At 72.3% G+C, this 20,738-nt stretch carries 14 protein-coding genes; 12 read left to right on the plus strand and 2 right to left on the minus strand.

The window, feature by feature from the left end:
* Positions 1-246: 246 nt before the first annotated feature.
* The 11 genes from OG766_RS35720 (at position 247) to OG766_RS35770 (ending at position 16,475) form a co-directional block, all read left to right on the plus strand.
* Entirely contained in the window at positions 247-3,447 is a 3,201-nt protein-coding gene (locus tag OG766_RS35720; protein ID WP_328727296.1) for a non-ribosomal peptide synthetase, read from the plus strand.
* Positions 3,447-5,411, plus strand: coding sequence for a non-ribosomal peptide synthetase (locus OG766_RS35725; RefSeq protein WP_328727298.1), 1,965 nt, complete (start codon positions 3,447-3,449; stop codon positions 5,409-5,411). Before OG766_RS35720 ends, OG766_RS35725 begins: the two co-directional genes overlap by 1 nt.
* Before the next feature lies 1 nt (position 5,412).
* On the plus strand, positions 5,413-7,416 hold the full coding sequence (locus OG766_RS35730) for a non-ribosomal peptide synthetase (protein WP_328727300.1): 2,004 nt from the start codon (positions 5,413-5,415) through the stop codon (positions 7,414-7,416).
* Entirely contained in the window at positions 7,406-10,357 is a 2,952-nt protein-coding gene (locus OG766_RS35735) for a condensation domain-containing protein (protein WP_328727301.1), read from the plus strand. Before OG766_RS35730 ends, OG766_RS35735 begins: the two co-directional genes overlap by 11 nt.
* 255 nt (positions 10,358-10,612) lie before the next feature.
* Positions 10,613-11,869, plus strand: coding sequence for an SLC13 family permease (locus tag OG766_RS35740; RefSeq protein WP_328727578.1), 1,257 nt, complete (start codon positions 10,613-10,615; stop codon positions 11,867-11,869).
* 4 nt (positions 11,870-11,873) lie between these two features.
* Positions 11,874-12,374, plus strand: a complete 501-nt coding sequence (locus tag OG766_RS35745; protein WP_266389587.1) for a universal stress protein — start codon at positions 11,874-11,876, stop codon at positions 12,372-12,374.
* A 195-nt stretch (positions 12,375-12,569) separates the two neighbouring features.
* Positions 12,570-13,205 (plus strand): ParA family protein, encoded by a 636-nt coding sequence (locus OG766_RS35750; protein WP_328727303.1) that lies wholly within the window; start codon positions 12,570-12,572, stop codon positions 13,203-13,205.
* Entirely contained in the window at positions 13,202-13,474 is a 273-nt protein-coding gene (locus tag OG766_RS35755) for a hypothetical protein (RefSeq protein WP_328727305.1), read from the plus strand. Before OG766_RS35750 ends, OG766_RS35755 begins: the two co-directional genes overlap by 4 nt.
* A 297-nt stretch (positions 13,475-13,771) precedes the next feature.
* On the plus strand, positions 13,772-14,269 hold the full coding sequence (locus OG766_RS35760; RefSeq protein ID WP_266389594.1) for a winged helix-turn-helix transcriptional regulator: 498 nt from the start codon (positions 13,772-13,774) through the stop codon (positions 14,267-14,269).
* 109 nt (positions 14,270-14,378) lie between these two features.
* Positions 14,379-14,990: a GNAT family N-acetyltransferase gene (locus OG766_RS35765; protein WP_328727307.1), complete on the plus strand. Its 612-nt coding sequence runs from the start codon at positions 14,379-14,381 to the stop codon at positions 14,988-14,990.
* A 201-nt stretch (positions 14,991-15,191) separates the two neighbouring features.
* Positions 15,192-16,475 (plus strand): MFS transporter, encoded by a 1,284-nt coding sequence (locus OG766_RS35770; RefSeq protein ID WP_328727309.1) that lies wholly within the window; start codon positions 15,192-15,194, stop codon positions 16,473-16,475.
* An 18-nt stretch (positions 16,476-16,493) separates the two neighbouring features.
* On the opposite strand, the gene OG766_RS35775 is transcribed toward OG766_RS35770, so the two are convergent.
* A complete protein-coding gene (locus OG766_RS35775; protein ID WP_266389606.1) occupies positions 16,494-17,855 on the minus strand; it encodes an MFS transporter in 1,362 nt (453 codons plus the stop codon).
* A gap of 219 nt (positions 17,856-18,074) precedes the next feature.
* Here OG766_RS35775 and OG766_RS35780 point away from each other — a divergent pair, with 219 nt between their 5' ends.
* On the plus strand, positions 18,075-18,461 hold the full coding sequence (locus OG766_RS35780; protein ID WP_328727312.1) for a hypothetical protein: 387 nt from the start codon (positions 18,075-18,077) through the stop codon (positions 18,459-18,461).
* Between the two features lie 124 nt (positions 18,462-18,585).
* Here OG766_RS35780 and OG766_RS35785 read toward each other — a convergent pair whose 3' ends face one another.
* Positions 18,586-20,673 carry a SpoIIE family protein phosphatase gene (locus tag OG766_RS35785; protein ID WP_328727313.1) on the minus strand — a complete coding sequence of 696 codons (2,088 nt, stop codon included), beginning with the start codon at positions 20,671-20,673 and terminating at the stop codon, positions 18,586-18,588.
* Positions 20,674-20,738 lie beyond the last annotated feature (65 nt).

The raw sequence follows: 20,738 nt of genomic DNA on the forward strand, positions 1-20,738 counted from the left end.
GCACCCCCGCCCGACCTGCGCCGGCCGGCCCCGCACCCGCCGGCCCCGTACCCGCCCGGCCCGGCCTGCACACCTCCGTCCGGCCTGAACGGGCAGGCCCCGACCCGCCGGGGAGCCCCCGGCGAACCGACCCACCACTCCGTACCCGAGCGGCGCCGCGCGACCCGCGGACCGCCCGAACCACCGAGCCCGGACACGACCGTGACCGACTCCGAGAACCCGACCCGACGACCTCAGGGATCGCCCATGCTTCCGCTTTCCTCCTCGCAGGAGATCGTCTGGCTGCACGAACAGGTGCAACCGGGCAGCCGCGCCTACAACTTCACCGCCGCACTCGACCTGTGGGGCACGCTCGACACCGAGGCCCTGCGCCACGGACTCACCGCCACCCTGGAGCGCCACCCCGGTCTGCGGCTCGAACTCGTCGCCGCCGAAGGCGCGATGCCGGGACAGCGGGTCGCGCCCGCATGCGCGCCACGGCTGCGTACGGTCGACCTCAGCGGGGGAGAGGACCCCGAAGCCGCCTTCCGGGACCTGCTGCGCGCCGAAGCGGAGACACCGCTCGACACCTTCGAGGCACCACTGCTGCGCTGGACGCTCGTCCGCCTCGCGGAACGCCACCACCGGCTGATCCACGTCGAGCACCACCTCATCCACGACGGCCACTCCTTCGCGATCCTCCTCGACGACGTCTTCGGCGTCTACCGCGGCCACGTCCTCGGCGACCCCGTCACGCTCCCGACGCCCTCCTCGTACGCCGACCACGTCCGCACCCGGGCGGCGGCGGCCTTCGCACCGGAGAGCCTGGACTTCTGGCGGACCGAGCTGCGCGACCAGCCGCACGACATGCCGCTGCCCGGACTGGCCCGCCCCGGCGCCCGGCGCAGGCACCACGGAGGACAGCTGCGCCAGTCGGTCGGCGCGGACCTCGCCGAGCGGCTGCGCGAGCACGCCCGCACGCGCGGCCTCACCCCGTTCGCCACGCTCCTCGGCCTCTTCGCCGAGCTGCTCCGACGGCACAGCGGACGCTCGCGGATGGTCGTGGGAACGGCCGTCGGCAACCGGCCGCGCGGGTTCGAGGACGCCGTCGGCATGTTCGTCAACACCATCCCGCTGCCGCTGAGCCTGGACCCCGCCGCGCCGGCCGAGGACACCATGGACGAGGTGACCGACACCCTCATCCGCGCCCTGCCGCACCAGGACGTACCGGTCCAGGAGCTGACCCGCGCACTCGGCATGCACACCTCGGGTGCCGACAACCCGCTGTTCTCCGTCATGTTCAGCGCCCACGACGCCCAGCTGCCCGAGATCGACGTCCCCGGCCTGGAGATCACCCTCTTCGAGGGCTTCAACACCGGCACCACCCGCTTCGACCTCGACGTGGTGCTGCTGCCGGACGACCGGCGCGGCGTCACACCCCGCCATGGCGCCGCCGGCATGACACTCGTCTGGGACTACGACGCCGACCTCTTCGACGAGGAGGTGACGCGACTCCTCGCCACCCGATTCCTCGACCTGCTGCGGTCCTATCTCGAAGCGCCCGGCACGGCACTGGCCGACCTGGCGCCCACCCCGCCGCTGCCCGCGGCCGAGCCCGGGCCCGCCGGCCCGCAGTCGGCGCAGAACCGGGACCCGCTGGACCCGGCCGCGGCCCACGACCCGTCGCTGCCCGCCCTGCTCTCCGGCGCCCGGCGCGTCACCTACGGCGAACTCGACGCCCGCGTGGGCTCGCTCGCCCAGCGGCTGCGTACCGCGGGGGTGACGGCCGGACAGCCCGTCGCCGTCGTGCTGCCCCGTGGAGCCGACTCGGTCGTCGCCCTGCTGGCCTGCCTGCGCACGGGCGCGGTCTACTGTCCCCTCTCACCCTCCGACCCGCCGGCCCGGCTTGCGCTGCTGCTGAAGCGGCTGGCCCCGGCGCTGGTGCTCACCGACGGCAGCGGCGCCACCACCGTCCCGGACGGGCTGCCCGCCGCGACCGTCGACGCGCCGGTGCTGCCCCGCGCACGCGAGGCCGCCGTCCTGCCGGGCACCACGTACGTCATCCACACCTCCGGCTCCACCGGCGTCCCCAAGCCCGTCGCCGTCGGCCGTGCGGCCCTGGAACACCATCTGACCGCGACCGCCGACCGGTTCGGGCTCGCCACCGGAGACCGGGTGCTGATGTTCGCCCAGCCCTCGTTCGACGTGGCGCTGGAGGAGGTGCTGCCGACGCTGTACGCCGGGGCCTGTCTCGTGGTCCCCGAGCACGAGGTGCCCACCGGCGCCGAACTGACCGCGCAGCTCTCCGCCGCCCGCGTCACCGTCGCCAACGTGCCCACCAGCTACTTCCTCGCCACCCGCGAGGACATGCGGCCCGCGCTGCGCGACGGCGGCTGGGCGCCCCGGCTGCTCGTGCTCGGCGGTGAACGCCTCCCGGCCGACGTCCTGCGGGACTTCCTCGCCGACACCGGCGCCACCGTGCTCAACGTGTACGGCGTCACCGAGGCGGCCATCAGCTCCACCGTCCACGAGATCTCCCGCGACGCGCTCGCCGACGACGCCGAGGTCCCGCTGGGGACCGAACTGCCCGGCGAACGCATCCACGTCCTGGACGCCCACCACCGTCCGCTGCCGCCCGGCGCGGTCGGTGAACTGGCCGTCGCCGGACCCGGACTGGCCGAGGGCTACGCGGGCAACCCGGAGGCCACCGCCGCCCGCTTCGTGCACGTGAAGGCGCTCGACGGGGAGCGTGTCTACCTCACCGGCGACCTCGGCTACCGCGGACTCGACGGGCTTCTGTACTTCCTGGGCCGCAAGGACAACCAGGTCAAGCTCCGCGGCCACCGCATCGAGCTGGAAGAGATCGAAGCCGCGGCCTCCGCCGCACTCGGCGGCCGCTCCTGCGCCGTCGTACTGGACCGCGAGAGTCCGGGCGGGCCACGGCTCGTCGGATTCCTGGAAGGCGCCGGTGACAGCGGGACGTTCGACGAGAAGGCCCTGCACGCCGAGCTGAGCCGCCGGCTGCCCGGCCCCCTCGTCCCCGCCCGCTGGGCCGCGCTCGAGACCATGCCGACCCTCGCCGGAGGCAAGCCCGACCGTGTGGCACTCGCGCGCCGGGCGGTCGCGCTGCAACCCGCGGCAGCGGCCCCGTCCACAGCCGCCGTCGACGCCGCCACCTCCGCCGATGCCGCCACCTCCGTCGGCGCGACGACGGCGCCACGTGCGGACGACCCGATGACCGCGCTGCTCACCGAGGGCTGGCGCGAGGTCCTGGGGCACAGCCGCTTCGACGAGGACTCCCACTTCTTCCGCAGCGGAGGCCACTCCCTGCTCGCCGCGCAGCTCGCGGCGTGGCTGGAGCCCCGGCTCGGGCAACGTCCGCCGCTCAGGCTGCTGTTCCGCCACCCGGTACTCGCCGACCAGGCCGGTGCACTCGCGGCCACCGACACCACCTCCAGGGATTCGTGATGACCCAGCCCCTGACCGTCTCCGATGCCGTCGTCGCCCCTGAGGCGTCCATCGCCCACGGCCCCGCCGCCACCCCGACAGCGGTGCTCGCCCGCTTCGAGGAATGGGTGGTGCGCACCCCGCAGGCCCCCGCCGTGATCGAGGGCGACCACACCTGGACGTACGAGGACCTCGACACCGCCGCCGCCGATGCCGCCGACGCCCTGCGGGACCGCGTCCGGCCCGGGGACCTGGTCGGCGTCTGCCTCGACCGCTCCGCCGCCCTCGTGGTGACCGCTGTCGCCCTCGCCCGGATCGGCGCCGTCTACCTGCCGCTCGGGCCCCGCCCCGGAGAGCGCCGGACCGACGCCGTCACCGAGGACCTCGACGTCGTCTGCCTCATCGGTGATCCGGCGGTCCTGCCGGCCCGGCACAGGGCAGCGGAACGCATACCCCTGTCCCTGCCCGGCGACGGCGTCAACGCCCCGGGCACCGTGGTGGCCGCCTTCGCCGCCACCGGCCCTGCGGCCCCCGGCCCGGGTGCCCGGCGGCGCGCGCCCGAGGACGCCTTCTACGCCGTTCTCACCTCCGGCTCCACGGGCCGCCCCAAGGCCGTCGCCGTCGCCGAAGCCTCGCTGTCGGTCCTCCTCGACTGGTATCGCGCCGAGACCGGACTCGCACCCGGCGACCGCCAGTCCCTGTTGATCGGCGTCGCGTTCGACCCGCACCTGCTGGAGCTGTGGGCAGGACTCACCTCCGGTGCCGCCCTCGTCCCCGCCCCCGACGACGTGCGCTGGGATGCCACCGTCCTCACCGACTGGTGGCGCGACGCCGGTGTCACCGTGTCCGTCGCGGCCACCCCGATGATCGAGCCCGTGCTGGACCGGCCCTGGCCCCAGAACCTGCCGCTGCGTCATCTCGTCGTCGGCGGCGACCGTATGCGCCGACGGCCCGGCAACGACGTCACGGCGACCGTCCACAACGCCTACGGCCCCGCGGAAGCCACCGTCGTGACCACGACGTACGCCATGCGAGGCGTGGACGTACGAGGGGACGCACGGGGAGACGTACGACGAGGGGATGCCCGAGGAGACGTACAAGCGGCCCCGCAGGCGGGTGCGCAGACGCCACCGCCCATCGGCCTGCCGGTCCCCGGCGCCACCGTCGTCGTCACCGGCGCCGACGGCCGGCCCGTCCCCCGAGGGGAGGAAGGCGAACTCCGCGTCGGCGGTCACTGCCTGGCACTCGGCTACCTCGACCCCGAGCTCACCGCACACCGCTTCACCGCCCCGCCGGAGGATCTCCGCCTGCCCGGCGTCGGCCGCCTCTACCGCACCGGCGACCGGGTGCGGATGAACACCGAAGGACACCTGGAGTTCCTCGGCCGTCTCGACGACCAGGTCAAGATCAGCGGCGTGCGCATCGAACCGGCTGAGGTGGAAGCCGCGTTCGAACACGACCCCGTGGTACGCAGTGCCGTCGTCACCGCGCTCCGCGACGACGACGGCCGCGCCCGTCTCGTCGCGCACATCCGGCTCACCGCGGGCACCGCGGCGAAGACCGGGGACCTGCTGGCGGCGGTCCGCGCCTGGCTGCCCGAGCAGGCCGTGCCCGCGGCGGTACGCGTCGTCGACGGCTACCCGCTCGACGCCAACGGCAAGGTCGACCGGGCCGCGCTGGCGGACCAGGCGACGGCCGGCCCTGAGATGCCCGAGGCGGCCGAGGCCACGCCCGGCGACGCCACGCCCACCGAACTGCTCGTTCTCACCGCCGTACGCGACCTCCTCGGCCGGCCCACGACCGCACTCACCGACAACTTCACCGACGCCGGAGGCACGTCCGTCGTCGCCGCCCGGCTGCTGGTGGCCATCGAGCGCGAGAGCGGCGTACGACTGCGCGCCCCCGAACTGCTGCGCGCCCCCGATCTGCGGGCCCTGGCCGCCCTCGTCGAGCAGCGCCGGACCCCGCGACCGGCAGGAGCCTGACATGTCACCCAGCACCCCGATCATCTCCGACACCAGGAAGGACGACGGCCCCGTGCCTCCCCTCAGCGACCCGACCACCACCGTGGACCGCCAGACGGCCCGCCGGGCCGGGCTGCCCGACCTCGTCGCCCGGCACGCCGAACGGACCCCGAACGCCCTGGCCGTGACCGACGGCGACCACACCCTCACCTACTCCCAGCTCGTCACGGCCGCCCGCGGTCTCGCCGCGTACCTGCGCGCGCACGGAGTCGGCCGCGGCGACCGGGTGGCGCTGCTGACGACCCGTTCGGCCGGCACGGTGACCGCACAGCTCGCGCTGTGGTGGGCCGGAGCCGTGTGCGTACCGATCGACCCGGCCCAACCGCTGCCCCGCACCGAGGCGATGACCGCCGACGCGGGCGTGACGCTGACCGTCGGTGAGGCCAAACTGCTCGAATCGGCGCGGCTCACCGGCCCCACCCTGGCCCTGCCCGAGTCCTCGGCGGTCAGCGGCGTGCTGTCGGCTACGGAAGCCGTCGTCGGCGCCGGTGATGCCTTCGACGGCCCGGACGGTCCGGCGTTCATCATGTTCACCTCCGGCTCCACGGGCCGCCCCAAGGGCGTCGCCGTCCCGCACGGAGCGATCGCCGAACTGGTCACCGATCCGCACTACGTCACGCTCGGCGCACGCGACCGTGTGCTGTTCCACTCGCCGATGACGTTCGACGCCTCGACGTTCGAGGTGTGGGGCGCCCTCGCCAACGGCGCAGCCGTCGTCGTGTGCACCGTGGACCGCCCCTCCTTCGAGGACCTGGCCCGCCACGTGGAACGCCACGGGGTGACCGTCGCCTTCTTCACCACCGCCCTCTTCCACCAACTGGCCGCCCGCCGCTCCCGCGTGTTCTCGCAGCTGCGTACCGTCGTCGTCGGCGGCGAGGCGCTCGCCGCCACCCACGCACGCGAGGTGCTGCGCGCCTTCCCGTGGCTGGAACTCGTCAACGGCTACGGCCCGACCGAGACGACCACGTTCGCCACCGCCCACCGTGTCACCGCGGCCGACTGCGACGGACAGATACCGATCGGCCGGCCCATCGCCGGAGCCACCGTCCACGTCTTGGACCCCGACCGGCGCCCCGTCACCGGCTCCGCCCGCGGCGAACTGTGGGTCGGCGGCAGCAGACTGGCCCACGGATACACGGGACAACCCGCGCTCACCGCCGAACGCTTCATCGAGCACCCCGCACTCGGGCGGCTCTACCGCACGGGCGACGTCGTCTCCCGGCGGCCCGACGGAGTCCTCGACTTCCACGGCCGCACCGACGACCAGATCAAGGTGCGTGGCTTCCGCATCGAGCCCGGCGAGATCGAGCACGCCCTGCGTGAGCAGGCCGACGTGGACGACGCGGCCGTCACCGTCCACCGCTCCGGCGCGGACGACGCGCGCCTGGTCGCCTACGTCGTGGCCACCCCGGGACCCGTGCCCCGGCCCGACGCGGTGCGCCTGCGGCTCGCCGACGTACTGCCCGCCCATCTCGTCCCGGACGCGGTGACCGTCGTCGACCGGCTGCCCCTCACCCCGTCCGGCAAGGTCGACCGCCGTGCGCTCGCGGGACTCGCCGACACGGCCGTGCCCGGCGGTTCCGGCACACCGACGGCAGTGGCACCGTCGGCGGCCCTGACTCCGCTGGAACAGGCCGTCGCCAATGTGTGGAGCCGGGCCCTGGGCAGCGAGGTCATGCGGTCCGACGCCGACTTCCTCGCCCTCGGCGGACATTCGCTGCTCGCCCTCGTCGTCACCGACGACCTCCGAGAAGAACTGGGCGTCGAGCTCACCCTCGCCGACTTCTTCGCCGCCCCGACGGTGGCCGGCCAGGCACACCTGGTCGAACGCGCACTGCTGGCCGCACACAGCGATCTGCGCCCCGAGGCCCCGGAGAACACCGCGGCCCTCGACAACACCGCGGCCCCTGACAACACCGAATCCGTGCAGAGCGCCGAATCCCTGGAGTGCACCGATGTCCACTGACGCCGGCGCCACGTCGATCGCACGACAGCAGGAGTTGCTGCGCCGGGCCCGAGCCGGATCCACCCGGCGCACCCCGGCCGCCTCGGGCGGCTCCGCCGCACCCCCGGCGCCTGCCGACAGCGGGCCCGTCCCGCTCTCGCACGCCCAGCGCCGCATGTGGCTGATGGACCGGCTCGGCAGCACAGGCGCCTCGTACCACGTACCGTTCGCCACCCGGATTCGCGGCCCGCTCGACCTGACCGCGCTCGGCACCGCGCTCACCTCGCTCGTACACCGCCACGAGATCCTGCGCACCCGCTACGTCCAGCGGGACGGCGAGCCGTACCAGGAGGTGCTCCCGGCACCGGCCACGATGCCCGTGCCGGTCCTGGACGCCGACGAGACAGCCGCCCGTGACCTGCTGGAGAAGGAAGCCGCCCGTCCGTTCGACCTGTCGGCCGGAGCGGTCGTACGCGCCCTGGCCGTACGACACGGCCGGCAGGACCACACCGTCCTGCTGACCTTCCACCACATCGCCGTGGACGGGGGCTCGCTGGAGACCGTCGCGGCCGAACTCGCGGAGCTCTACGCTGCTGCCATGGGCGAAACCGGCCGGCCGCCGCTGACGGCGGCGCCCCAGTACGCCGACTACGCACGACGGGAACACGCCGAGGCCGGGCACCTCGACGGGGAACTGCGCCACTGGAGCGGCCTGCTCGCCGACGCCACGCCGCCCCGGCTCCCTCGCCGGACCGCACCCCTTCCGGACGGGGACTCCCGGCCGGCCGCCGTCCACACCGTCCCTCTCGCCCCGGACCTTCCCGGCGCGCTCCGCGCCCTCGGCGCGGAGCGGGGCGCCACCCTCTTCGCGGTGTCGCTGGCCGCGGCCTTCGCCGCCCTGCGCGGCGTCACCGGCGAGGACGACCTCGTCATCGGCATCGCCGGCACCCACCGGCGCGGAACCGCCATGCGCGGGCTCGTCGGACTGTGTGTCAACACCCTGCCCATACGCGTCGACACCTCGGGCGACCCGTCGTTCGCGGAGCTGCTGGACCGGGTCCGGGAGTCGCTCCTGGCGGCACAGGAACACCGGCACATACCCTTCGACCTCGTCCTCGAACGGCTCGGCACGGGCGCCCGCGGCGCCGACGGCACCGCACTCGTGCGCGTGACGGCCGACGTCCTCGGCGAGCCGACGGTGCTGCGCCTCGCGGGTACGTCGTCGGAGTACGTCGACGTGGACACCGCCGGTGCCAAGTTCGCCCTGTCCTACGCACTGGGCGACACACAGAACCCGGTGGCTCTCGTCCAGTACGACAGGAACGCGCTGGACGACACCACCGCGTCCGCCGCCGCGGCCCACTACGCCGCACTCCTCGAAGCCGCGGCCACGGATCCGGCCATCCGGCTGAGCCGTATGCCGCAGCCGGATCCCGGCCCCGACGGCCAGGACACAGCGGCCGTCCGCGACGGAGAGCATCCGGCGGGACCGGTGTTGCGCTCCCACCCGCAGGTCGCCGACGCCTTCGTGCTCCGTCCCGCCGCGGGCCGGCCGGCCCTGGCCTATGCCGTCCTGCGCGACAGCGTCGGTCCGACGCCTCACGACCTGCTCGTCCATCTGCGGACCACGCTCGCCCCCGAGGCCGTACCCGGCGCCGTCACCCTGCTCGACGCCCTTCCGCGTACGGCCGACAGCGCGGTCGACCCGACCCGTCTGCCCGGACTGCCCGCCTCCAGCACGCCCATGGGTCCCCGCGCTAGTGCCGTCACCGAGGGCTTCACCGCGTTGCTCGGCCTCGTCCCCGAGCCGGGCGACGACTTCTTCGCCCTCGGTGGGCACTCCCTGGTCGCCGTACAGCTCGCCGAGCGGCTGCGCAGCGCGCTCAAACTGCCGCTGACCGGACTCGACGTCCTCCAGGCGCGCACACCGCGGGCGCTCACCGCCCTGCTCGACACAAGGGCAGGGGAACAGGCGGCTGCCAAGGCCGCGACCGCTGCCGTACGACCTCGCCGCACCCGCCCGGGGACCGTCCTGGTCACCGGTGCCACCGGTGGCGTCGGCGCGTTCGTCCTGCGTGAACTGGCCGCCCGGGGAAGGCCCGTGCTGGCGCTGGCCCGGCCGGAATCCGCGCATCTGATCGCCGCCGAGGGGGTGGACGTCGTCGAGGGCGACCTCACCGACCTCGACGGACTGCGGGAGGCCGTCGCGAGCGCGGACGCGATCGTCCACGCGGCCTGCACGTTCACCCGTCCCGAGGTGGACGTGGCCGCCATGGAGGCCATGACCGGCGCCTGGCGACGCGGGCCGTTCGTCTTCGTCAGCAGCGTCGACGCCTACGGTCACCCGGCCGGGGACCGGGTCGCCGAGGAGTCCGCGTCGAGTGACCCGCTCAGCCCCTACGGGAAGGCCAAACTCGACTGCGAGGCACTGCTGCTGCGCGCGGCGGGAACCGACGGCCGCGGCGGAGCCAGCGCCGTGCGCTCCCCGATCGTCTGGGGCCCGCACGACCGACTGCGCGACCAGCTCCGGTGGGGCGCCACGGGAAGGCTCTACCAGGCCGCCCGCCGGGGCGGCCCGATCGAGCTGCCCCGGCCGGACACCGCCGGACACCCCTGGTACGGGGCGGCCTGGGTGCACGCGGCCGCTCTCGCCCGAGCGGTCACGGCCTGTCTCGACCTGCCCGTGCACGGCGTGGCGAACGCCTGCAGCGGCCATGTGTCCTGGCGGGAACTCGCCCACGACCTGACCCAACTGCTCGGCAGCGACAGCGAGATCCACGAGACGGACGAGGCGCACCGCGACCTCGACCACCACTGGCACTACGACAGCAGCCGTCTCGCCGCCCCACTGCGCGCCCTGCCGGGCGAGGAACGCCGCACGGTCCTGGCCGCCATGATCGACGGCATGTCCGGCGCCACGGACGACGGCGTGTCCGCCGGTGTGTCCGACGGCAACGGCTGACGTCCCGATGGGGGCGCCCGGCGGTCACCACGACCGCCGGGCGCCCCCACCCGGTGCGGCCCGCAGGGGCGTTCTCACCGGCCTGGCGAACGACCTCGTGAAAGCCGCCGAGGACCGTCTCACCCGTCGTACGGAGTGCCCGACGTCCCGGTGGGGGAGTGCGCGGGAACGGCGCACGGCATGATCGGGCGGACCGGGTAGTGTCGGCGGCTGCGTCGATGTGGCCGGTCGCGGCTGCCGTCGGAAGGAACTGGCCTGAACACCGGGCTTGCTGAGACCTTGTCGGTGGCCCTGCTGGTACTGGTGCTGGCCGGTGCGGTCGTACGCCCCTTCGGCTGGCCGGAGGCGGTGGTGGCAGTCCCCGCCGCCGTGGTGATCGGCACCGGAGCGATCTCGCTGGAGCACGCCCAGGCCGAGGCCGAGCGGCTGGGGCCGGTGATCGGGTTCCTGGCGGCGGTGTTGGTGCTGGCCCAGCTCTGCGACGACGAGGGCCTGTTCCAGGCATGCGGAGCCTGGATGGCGCGCAGCGCGAAGGGCCAACCGCGCCGGCTGCTGGTGCAGGTGTTCGCGGGTGCCTCGGCGATCACGGCGGTACTGAGCCTGGATGCCACGGTGGTGCTGCTGACCCCGGTGGTGTTCGCCACCGCCGCGCGGCTGGGCGCGCGGCCCAAGCCGCACGTGTACGCCTGTACCCATCTGTCGAACACGGCCTCGCTGTTGCTGCCGGTGTCCAACCTGACGAACCTGCTGGCCTTCGCGGCAAGCGGGCTGAGCTTCACCCGGTTCGCCGGGCTCATGGCGCTGCCGTGGCTGGCCGCGATCGCCGCCGAGTACGGGGTGTTCCGGTACTTCTTCGCCACCGACCTCGACACCGGGACACAGGCCCCGGTCGCCGCCGAGCCGCTCAAGGTACCGGTGTTCGCGCTCGTCACGGTGGCCTGCACGCTGGCCGGGTTCGTGCTCACCTCCGCCGTCGGGATCAACCCGGCGTGGGCGGCGTTCGCGGGCGCACTCGTCCTCGCCGTCCGGGCCCTGACCCGGCGCCGCACCAGTGCGGCCGCGCTGGTGCGTTCTGCTTCCCTGCCGTTCCTCGCGTTCGTCCTCGCGCTGGGCATCGTGGTGCGCGCGGTGGTCGACAACGGTCTCGACACGGCCCTGAGCGGGCTGATCCCGGACGGCACCGGGCTGGCCGCACTGCTCGGCATCGCGGCCCTCGCCGCCGTGCTGGCCAACGTCATCAACAACCTGCCGGCCGTCCTGGTCCTGCTGCCGCTGACCGCACCGTCCGGTCCCGGCGCCGTCCTCGCCGTGCTGCTCGGGGTGAACATCGGCCCCAACCTCACCTACGCCGGCTCGCTGGCCACCCTGCTGTGGCGGCGTATCGTGCAGGCCCACGACACTGAGGTGGACCTGCGGGAGTTCACCCGGCTCGGACTGCTCGCCGTACCCGCGAGCCTGCTGCTCGCCGTGCCGGCCCTGTGGGCCTCACTGGCCGTGATCGGAGGAGGCTGACGCGATGGCCGTCGTCGTCTGGATCGTCGAAGGCACCTGGTCCACCTGCGTGGACGCCGCCCGCGCCCACGCCCCCGAGGGCACCGAGATCGTCCTGCTCCACGTCAGCCCGCCGGACGTCCCCGGCGCCGCACACGGCGCGTTCGCGGGGCTGCTCGGCCGCGGCCACCCCGAGCGCGATCCCGGCACGGCGCTGGAACACCTGGCCGCCGCCTCCGCCGAGGAACTCCTCACCCACGCGGCCGAACGGCTGGGACGCCCATGTACCCCCGTGGAGCGCACGGGCCGCGTCGAACGGGAAGTGGTGGCCGTCGCGGAGGGCGCCGACCTTCTCATCCTCGCCCGCGACGGCGACCGCACCCACCTCGGACCGCGCAGCCTCGGCCCCGCCAGCCGCTTCATCGTCGACCACGCCCCCTGTCCCGTCCTGCTCGTGTGGCCCGAGACCGCCCCCGATGTCGCCTCCATCCCGCCCCCGCCGCCTCACCCGCCGCACCATCCATAGGTCCCGAACGCCGCACGGCACCAATCCGTCGACGTGTCCTGAGCGCCTCGCGGGCGGCCCGCCACGTGCCCAGTGGCTCCCGGTAGCTGGAGCGGGCTACTCCAGCACGTCGATCCTGCCTGCTTGCGAGTGAACGGCAGAGCTTGGTGCTCGCGCCGGACCCCAGCGGATGATCCGGCCCGCTAGGTTGCTCGCGTGCCGCTGAGCTGTGCATTTGTGAACCTCAAGCCCGGAGTCGGCAAGACGACCAGTGCCGTGTGGCTGGCTCACGCCCTCCATGAGTCGGGCTGCTCGCCGCTCTTCGTCGACGGCGATCCAGCCTCCTCCGCGCTGCGCTGGAGCGAGCTTGCGGACGGCTTTCCGTTCCCTGTCGTCGCCTTGCCCGTGGGAGACGTGCACCGCCGTGTGAACGACTTCCTGGGCAGCAGACAGGCCGTGGTGCTCGACGCGCCGCAGTTGGAGGACCATCCGCGCATCACCCGCAGCATCATGAAGTACGCGGGCGAGTGGATCATCCCCGTGACCCCCGCGCCCATCGAACTGGACCGGATGGCACCCATCCGGTCCGAGATGGACGAGGTGCAGTCCCTGCGCGCCGAGCCGGCCCGGGCCGTGGTCCTGCTGAACCGCACCAACCGTCCCGACGCCACGCGTACCGGCCCCGATGCCGACGCTCGTGAGGCACTCACCGAGTGGGGCTTCACGGTGCTCGCCACCCAGATCGCGCGGCTCGACCTGTATGCCCAGTCGTTCGGAAGTCCGGTCCGGGCAAAAGGCACGGCGTTCATGGACCTCGCCGAGGAACTCATCAAGCGTCAGGAAGCGGAATGACGGAGCGCAAGGACCGATACCGCGCGGCACTGGAGCGCGGAGGGGACAGCGCTGCCCGGCCCTCCGCCGCCCGGCCTGCAAGGGTCACCACGCTGCAGAGCAGGTACGTCAGCGTGACCATCGAAGTGGACCCGGATCTGGAGAAGTCCGTGACGCGATGGGTGGGGCCGCCACTCTCCGCGCTGGTACTCGCCGGCACAAACGTCCTGCGGGTCGTCGTCGACACCGCCGCCAGAATGCCCCTTCTCGGGGGCCGTGCCCGTTCCTGACGACCGCGCCCGTTCCTGACGACCGCCCCCGTTCCTGACGACCGCCCCGTTCGGGGCCGAGGCCGCATGCTCACGGTCTCAGTCCCGCTGGTACGCGGCGAGGAGGAAGAGCCAGATCTCGCTTCCCGTCGGGAAGCAGGCGACCGCGTGCCTCAGACGCTTTTCCTACGAAGAGCGGCGATGGCGCATTCGTTCACGGACATGCTCGTCGCCGGTGGTCCGGCCCGGCCGGTCTCGTTCGAGGTCCGGCCGCGCTCTTGCTCTACAATTGCAAGCAACCTGCGATTGGGGGCAGCGATGAAGCGCCGAGACCTGGGCACGTCACCCTGTCCCATCGATCGATCGCTCTCCGAGGTCGGCGACACCTGGACGCTTCAGATCCTCCGTGACGCCATGCACGGCGTCACGCGGTTCACGGACTTCAACAAGCGCATCGGCCTCGCTTCCAACATCCTCTCCGCACGACTGCAGAAACTCGTGGCGGTCGGGATCTTCGAGATCCAGGATTCGGCACTCGGCAACTCCCACGAGTACGTCCTCACCGAGAAGGGGCGGGATTTCCACGCCGTGCTCTCGGCACTGCGCCAGTGGGGCCAGAGGCACCTGTTCGAGGACGACGAGCAGATGACCCGGGCCATCGACGCCCGCACCGGGCAGCCGCCCCGGCACATCTCGCTCATCGCCGAGGACGGCAGGGAACTGACGCCCGAGGACATGCTCCTCGTCCGGTCGCGCGCCGCGGACCCCATCGAGGCTGCCGTCCCGGTCGACACGCCTCGTCGCCACAAGGCCTGACCCCGCGGCCCGTGTCGACACCTGGTACGGAGGGAGCCCGGTTGGGCATGTGACCGTGGTGCCGGGGTGAGGCCTTCACCGAAGTCACGCAATGGGAGGGTGTGTTGAGGTGCTCACGCTGACGGAGGTCGCCGATGATCCATTGCTCCTGACATGCCGCCTGGTACTGAGTGACGGTTCGGAGGTGGTGTTCCGCCCTCTCACGACCGCCGACGCGCGGCGTCTGGCAGGCTTCTTCGTGGGCTTGTCACCCGAGTCGAGGCGGCTGAGCACGTTCGACGGATACGACCTGGCGACCGCGCAGGACCTGTGTGACGCGATCGCGCGCTACGACAAGCTCAGGCTGGTGCTCGAGGAAGTGCCGTCGGGCAGGATCGTCGGTCTCCTTGAATTCAGTTTCGATCTCCACCCTGGCGACATCGCGCGCTACGGTGCTGCCGGCATCCGCCTCACCGCGACCGATTGCCGCTTCGGCCCCACCCTGGCCGACGACTACCAGGGACAAGGCGTGGGAACACAGCTCTTCCCGCTCATCACCGACGTCGCACGGCGTTTCGGCAGGAAGCGGATCATCCTGTGGGGCGGCGTTCTCGCCGACAACCCACGCGCCCTTCGCTACTACCAGAAGAACGGCTTCCGGTCGGTGGGCTCCTTCACCGGGGCAGACGGTGCGCGGTCGCTCGACATGATCCTGGATCTCGGTCCGCTGCCAGGACACTGACGGCTTTCGCCGGCGACTTCGGTGACACACGCTCAGCCTTCGTCGTCCCAGGACGAGCGGGTCTGAGGCGGGCGTCACCGGCGCTGCCACGAGACGGGCAGAGGCGATCGAGCAAGCCGAGCGCCTGTTCGTGAAGTGGCTGATTCAGAGCAGGTGCTGGAGTGGGCCCTCTAGGGTGCGTGGCCGTGACAGTCTCCTCAGGTGGTTCGCCGCTGTGGCGTAGATCAGCAGTTCGTCCTGCTCATCTCCGCACGGGTCATCTCCGTGTTGGGCAACGGCTTCGCGCGGGTGGCGCTGGCGTTCGCGGTGCTCGCGCTTCCGGGAGCCGGCCCGGGTCGGTTGTCGCTGGTGCTGGCCTGTCAGGCGGTGCCGCAACTGGTGTTCATCCTGGCTGGTGGGGTGATCGCGGACCGGATGTCGCGGTCGAAGCTGATGGTTGTGGCGGATGTGCTGGGCGCCGGGGCGTATGCGGGGCTGGCCGCGATGGTACTGACGGCACATGCGCCGCTGACGGCGATGTGCCTGCTGGCGGTGGTGGCCGGAACGGCGACAGCCGTGTTCGCTCCCGCGATGGACGGCTTGGTGCCGCTGGTCGTGCCCGTCGAACGGTTGCAGCAGGCCAACGGGCTGCTGCGGGTGGGCATCAACAGCTCCATGCTGTTCGGGCTGGCCCTGTCCGGAGTGACGGTGGCGCTGGTCGGTGCCGGTTGGGCGCTCGCGCTCAACGCCGCGTCCTTCGTGGTGAGTGCGGCGGTGACGGCCCGGCTGCGCGTGAGCGCCCGGCCGCGCAGGAAGACGTCGGGCTGGGTCGATCTGCGGGAGGGGTGGCGGGAGTTCGCCTCGCGGCAACGGCTGTGGGTGGTGGTGGCGCAGTACGCGATCGTGATCGCCGCGCTCAACGCCAACGTCGGGGTCCTCGGCCCCCTGACGGCCGAGGAACACCTCGGCGGCGCACGGGCCTGGTCGGTCATCGTGGCCGCGCAGGCCGTGGGCACCATCGCGGGCGCGGGGCTCGCCGCCCGCGTGCGAGTGAAGCGTCCCGTACTGGTCGCCGTCCTGTGTACGTTTCCTGCCGCCGTACCGATCGCTCTGCTCAGCGCCCAAGCCCCGGTATGGCTGATCGCCGTGGCCATGTTCTGCGCCGGGATCGCGGGGGACGTGTTCGGCGTGTTGTGGGCCACCACCATTCAGAGGGAGATTCCGGAGGAAGCTCTTTCCCGCGTCAGCTCCTACGACTGGTTCGGGTCCCTGGCCCTCGCTCCACTCGGACTGCTCGTCGCCGGGCCCATCGCCGACAGCGTGGGCACCAGCACCGCCCTCGCCGGCTGTGCGGCCCTGGTCGTCCTGGCCAGCACGGTGGCGTTGCTCGCACCACAGGTACGCAACCTGCGGGCCGCCGGCGAGTCGGTCTCCGGGGGCGAGGCACCTTCGACGAGGGCCTCGAAAGCCCCGGAGCATGTGGTCGGCGAGGAAGCCACCGGCTGACGCAGATCTCGGCGGGCCTCAGATGCCGGAGCCGGAGCTGGCCCCGGAGCTGGTCCCGGAGCCGGTTGCGGGCAGCTGGGCCGCCATCGCCTCCTGACCCTGCGCGAGCCGGGGCGCCTGCGGGCGGGTGGGCATGGCGGCGACCCGGTCCTCGGAGGAGGCGATCACCGTCGACGCCGTGACCGTGGGCATACGGACGGTGGCTGCGGAGACGGTGGCCAGCAGTGCGAGGACGATCACGACGGCGCCGTAGATCGTCGTCGTCGCGTACAGGCCGAGAGACGGTACGGCGAGTCCGGCGAGCACGGCGGGAACGCTGAAGGCCAGGTAACTGACGATGTAGACGGTGGCGAACAGCTTGGCCCTTTCCGTGGGGCCGGCCAGTGCCGCGAGCGAGCCGAAAGCACTCAGGAAGGAGCTGCCGAAGCCGGCGCCGGCGAGGGCGGTCGCGACGAAGAACAGCGGCGTCGACGGGCCTGCCAGGGCGAGGAGGGTGAGACCGGTCCCGACGGCGAGAGCCAGGGTCCCGAAGGCCGTCACCCGCCGCGGCGCCCGGTTGCGCACCAGCAGCGATGCGACGGCTCCCGCGCCGAAGAGGGTGGTGACCACCAGGCCGCCGACCAGGTGGTTGTCGATGCGCAGGATCTCTGTGGTCAGGGAGGGGCCCAGCGCGAGGTGGAGACCGCCCAGCGCCCAGGTGGCGACGAAGCTGGGTACGGCCGTCAGGAAGGTCCTGCGGGCCTGGGGCGGCACGGCGACCCGCGGACGCAGTGAGGCCCAGGCGCCCGGCCTGGGCGTGACCGGCTCCGGAAGGAAGAACACCGCGGCGGCCAGCAGCACGAAGACCGCGGTGAACAGGGCGAAGACCAGCGCGGTGGGGGCCGGGGCGTACTGCACCAGCAGTCCGGTGCCCAGGGCCCCGGCGGCGAGGCCGACGGCCGGTGTCACGGTGTTCAGGAGGGGCCCCAGGGGCGAGGTGGGCGAGGGTTGCAGATCCAGCAGCCCGGCGCTGATGGCGCCGACCGCGGCGCCGGTCGCCAGGCCCTGCAGGACGCGTGCCAGCAGCAGCGGCCCGACGCCGTCGGCGGTGAGGAAGACGACCATGGACGCGGCCTCCACGATCAGCGCGGCGGCGAGGACGGGCCGCCTGCCGATGTGGTCGGACAGTCCTCCGACGATCAGCAGCGCGATCAGCAGGGCCAGGACGTAGACCGCGAAGATCGTGGTGAGCACGGTCGCCGAGAAGCCCCAGCGCTGCTGGTAGACCACGTAGAGCGGCGACGGGGCGGCGGACGCGGCCAGGATCGCGAGCAGTGTGACGGCCAGTAGCCAGAAGCCGACCGGGCGCGGTATTCGCCTCACCGGGTGCCTGACGTGCATAGCGGTTACCCCTTCAACCCATCACGCTTGCAATTTGCAAGTAGCATTCACCAGCTTGCCCGCTTAGCTTGCGAAATGCAAGTGAGGTGGAAAGGTGCAGGCCACAGGCACCGATGGCGGCTATCGGCCGGGTTCCGGCGGTGCCATCGCTCAGGCCGGTAAGCGATGGCAGCCTCGTGCGGGTGTCGACTCGTCGGGGCGGCATGCGACGATCGCGGCGTGGAGATCCCCGGTCCTTCGTTCCGCCGGCGTCTGCTGATCGAGTCGTTGATCGTGTTGGCGGCTGATTCCGGACCCCAGGTGTCCTGGCTGGTCAGGAATGGCGTGATGCCGGATGAGATCGCCCTGGACTTCGATCACGCCTTCCGCATGGCCGAGGCCTTGGTTGCCGACGGGCAGCTCACCCGCGGTGCCTTGCCCGATCTGCGGGAGATCGATGTGATCCTCGGCTCGATGAGCCGTGCAGAGCACGCTGATCGATGGACGACTGGCGCTTTGGACACCGACGAAGGATGGGCCCTGGCCCGGGGGTTGGCCCGCCGTGTCCTGGATGCGGAGCTGGGGGAGTGGCAGCAGCCCCTTCCGGAGATCACTGTCATCCGGTGACGGGCCGCGGAGTTCGCGCTCGTGAGACGACCTGACTGTTCACGGAATGGGCACCGCAGTGTCCAGGCGGCTGAGGAGAAGAGTCGTCAAGTGACCGGCCGCGCTTGGCCTGGTCGGCGTGCGGTCAGGGCAGGGTGAGGGACTGTTCGGTCCAGATGGTCTTGCCCGTGGCGGTGTGGCGGGTGCCCCAGTGCTGGGTGAGTTGGTGGATGAGGTAGAGACCGCGGCCGTTCTCGTCGTTGGGATGGGCGTGTTGGAGGTGGGGGGTGGTGTGGCTGGTGTCGTGGAGTTCGGTGATGAGGGTGCCGGTGTTGTGAATGAGGCGGAGCTGGATGGGGGGCTTGCCGTAGCGGATGGCGTTGGTGACGAGTTCGCTGACGATGAGTTCGGTGGTGGACGCGTGCTGGCTGAGGTTCCAGGTGGTGAGTTGCGTGGTGGCGTGGTGGCGGGCGCGGGCGACGGTGGCGGGGTGGAAGGGGAGGTCGAAGGTGGCGATGTGATGGGTGGGGAGGGTCTTGGTACGGGCGACGAGAAGGGCGATGTCGTCGGTGGGAGGGTGGGTGAGAAGGGTGGTGAGGATGCGGTCACAGGTGGTGTTGAGGGTGGGACTGGGCTGGGCGAGGGTGGCGAGGAGGGAGCTGAGGGTTTCATCGGGATCGGTGTGCTGGGGGTTGAGCAGGCCATTGGTGTAGAAGGCGAGGAGAGTGCCTTCGGGGAGTTGGGTGGTGGCGCTTTCGAAGGGCGGTGTGCCGAGGCCGAGGGGTGGGCCGGCGGGGAGGTCGAGGAAGTAGGCCTGGCCGTCGGGGGTGACGGCGGCAGGTGGGGGGTGACCGGCGCGGGCGAGAGTGCAGATGCGGGAGATGGGGTCGTAGATGGCATAGAGGCAGGTGGTGCCGGTGCCGCTGGTGGTGTCGGTTTCCTCGGTGGTGAGGTGGGTGACGAGGTCGTCGAGGCGGGTGAGGAGTTCGTCGGGCTGGAGGTCGACGTCGGCGAGGGTACGGACGGCGGTGCGGAGGCGGCCCATGGTGGCGGAGGCGCGGATGCCGTGGCCCGGGACATCGCCGACGACGAGAGCGACGCGTGTACCGGAGAGGGGGATGACGTCGAACCAGTCGCCGCCGACGCCGGCTTCGGTGTGGGCGGGGAGGTAGCGGGAGGCGATGTCGAGGGCGTTCTGGTCGGGGAGGGTGAGGGGGAGGAGGCTGCGTTGCAGGGTCATGGTGGTGGTGCGCTGGCGGGGGTGGCGCGCGAGGTCAGGCTCGGCGGTGTGCGTGCCGCTGTCGTTCATGACGTGCATCTGCTGGTGGGGTGAGGGATGTTCGTCGCTCGGATGGTGGGTGGCCAGGCACAGAGCGCGGGTATGGCCGCGGGGGTCCTTGAGGGGCGTGAGGGTGGCGGGCGGGCAGGGATCGGTGCCGTCCGCTGCGGGGAGGGGGGCGTGGGCCTGCTGAGGGTGGCCGGTTCGAAGGGCCAGACGCATGGTGTGTTCGGCTTCCTCGGCGGCCGGGCCGGGGGCGATGTCGGTCAGGCGGAGTCCGCGTATCTGGTCCTGGGTGCGGGACAGCGCGTCCTGCATGCCGGTGTTGGCGCGGATCAGACGCAGGTCGGTGTCGAAGATGGCCTGGAGGCACGGTGACTGCGTGAACGCCCACTCCCCGAGCACTTCCTCCCCGAGAGCCCCTTCCCCGGGCATCTGCTCCGCGACTGCCTCTCGCGGGTTGCCCTGAGGACCCTGGGTGCCGGGGGCCGTGCTGCTGGGCGGCTCGGTCACGGGTACCGGACGGTCGGGTGCCGGCTCGGTGGAGCCTGCGGGGGTGGCGGTCACGAGCCATTCGGTGATGCCACCGGTGGTGGTACGGCGGTGTGCGTGCACGGGAAACGGGAGGGCACGGCCGTCGTGGTGCCGCAGGGTGAGTGTGCCCGAGAAGTCGTCCTGTCCCGGCACGGGTGGAGCCGTGGGGGTGGAGGTGTCGACGAGGAGCTGGGTGGCGGGCCGGCCCATGATGTGTGCGGGGGTGTAGCCCAGGAGGTGCCGCGCTTCTTGGCTCCAGCCGGTGATGATGCCTTGCTCGCTGATGGTGGCCGTGGCTGTGGGCGGAGGCTCGGTCTTGGCGCCGTCGCCGATGGGCTGGTCCAGTGGGTCACCGAGGGCTGGGGTGGCGGGCGGTTCCGGCGTGTCGGGCCGTTCGCCGGGAGTGGGGGGTAGCTCCATGGCCGGTCATCTCACCCTCGCGTGTTCCGTGGCTCCCGCTGTATGTAGGGGATGCGCAGGGTCGG

The organism is Streptomyces sp. NBC_00259 (genome assembly GCF_036181745.1).
In the GTDB taxonomy this organism is placed as follows: Bacteria; Actinomycetota; Actinomycetes; order Streptomycetales; family Streptomycetaceae; genus Streptomyces; species Streptomyces pratisoli.

Bases quoted from the DNA above. Each gene is read 5' to 3' on its own strand.
- OG766_RS35775 (WP_266389606.1), bottom strand. From the start codon at position 17,855: ATGCACGTCAGGCACCCGGTGAGGCGAATACCGCGCCCGGTCGGCTTC.
- OG766_RS35725 (WP_328727298.1), top strand. From the start codon at position 3,447: ATGACCCAGCCCCTGACCGTCTCCGATGCCGTCGTCGCCCCTGAGGCG.
- OG766_RS35785 (WP_328727313.1), bottom strand. From the start codon at position 20,673: ATGGAGCTACCCCCCACTCCCGGCGAACGGCCCGACACGCCGGAACCG.
- OG766_RS35735 (WP_328727301.1), top strand. From the start codon at position 7,406: ATGTCCACTGACGCCGGCGCCACGTCGATCGCACGACAGCAGGAGTTG.
- OG766_RS35755 (WP_328727305.1), top strand. From the start codon at position 13,202: ATGACGGAGCGCAAGGACCGATACCGCGCGGCACTGGAGCGCGGAGGG.
- OG766_RS35720 (WP_328727296.1), top strand. From the start codon at position 247: ATGCTTCCGCTTTCCTCCTCGCAGGAGATCGTCTGGCTGCACGAACAG.
- OG766_RS35760 (WP_266389594.1), top strand. From the start codon at position 13,772: ATGAAGCGCCGAGACCTGGGCACGTCACCCTGTCCCATCGATCGATCG.
- OG766_RS35745 (WP_266389587.1), top strand. From the start codon at position 11,874: ATGGCCGTCGTCGTCTGGATCGTCGAAGGCACCTGGTCCACCTGCGTG.
- OG766_RS35730 (WP_328727300.1), top strand. From the start codon at position 5,413: ATGTCACCCAGCACCCCGATCATCTCCGACACCAGGAAGGACGACGGC.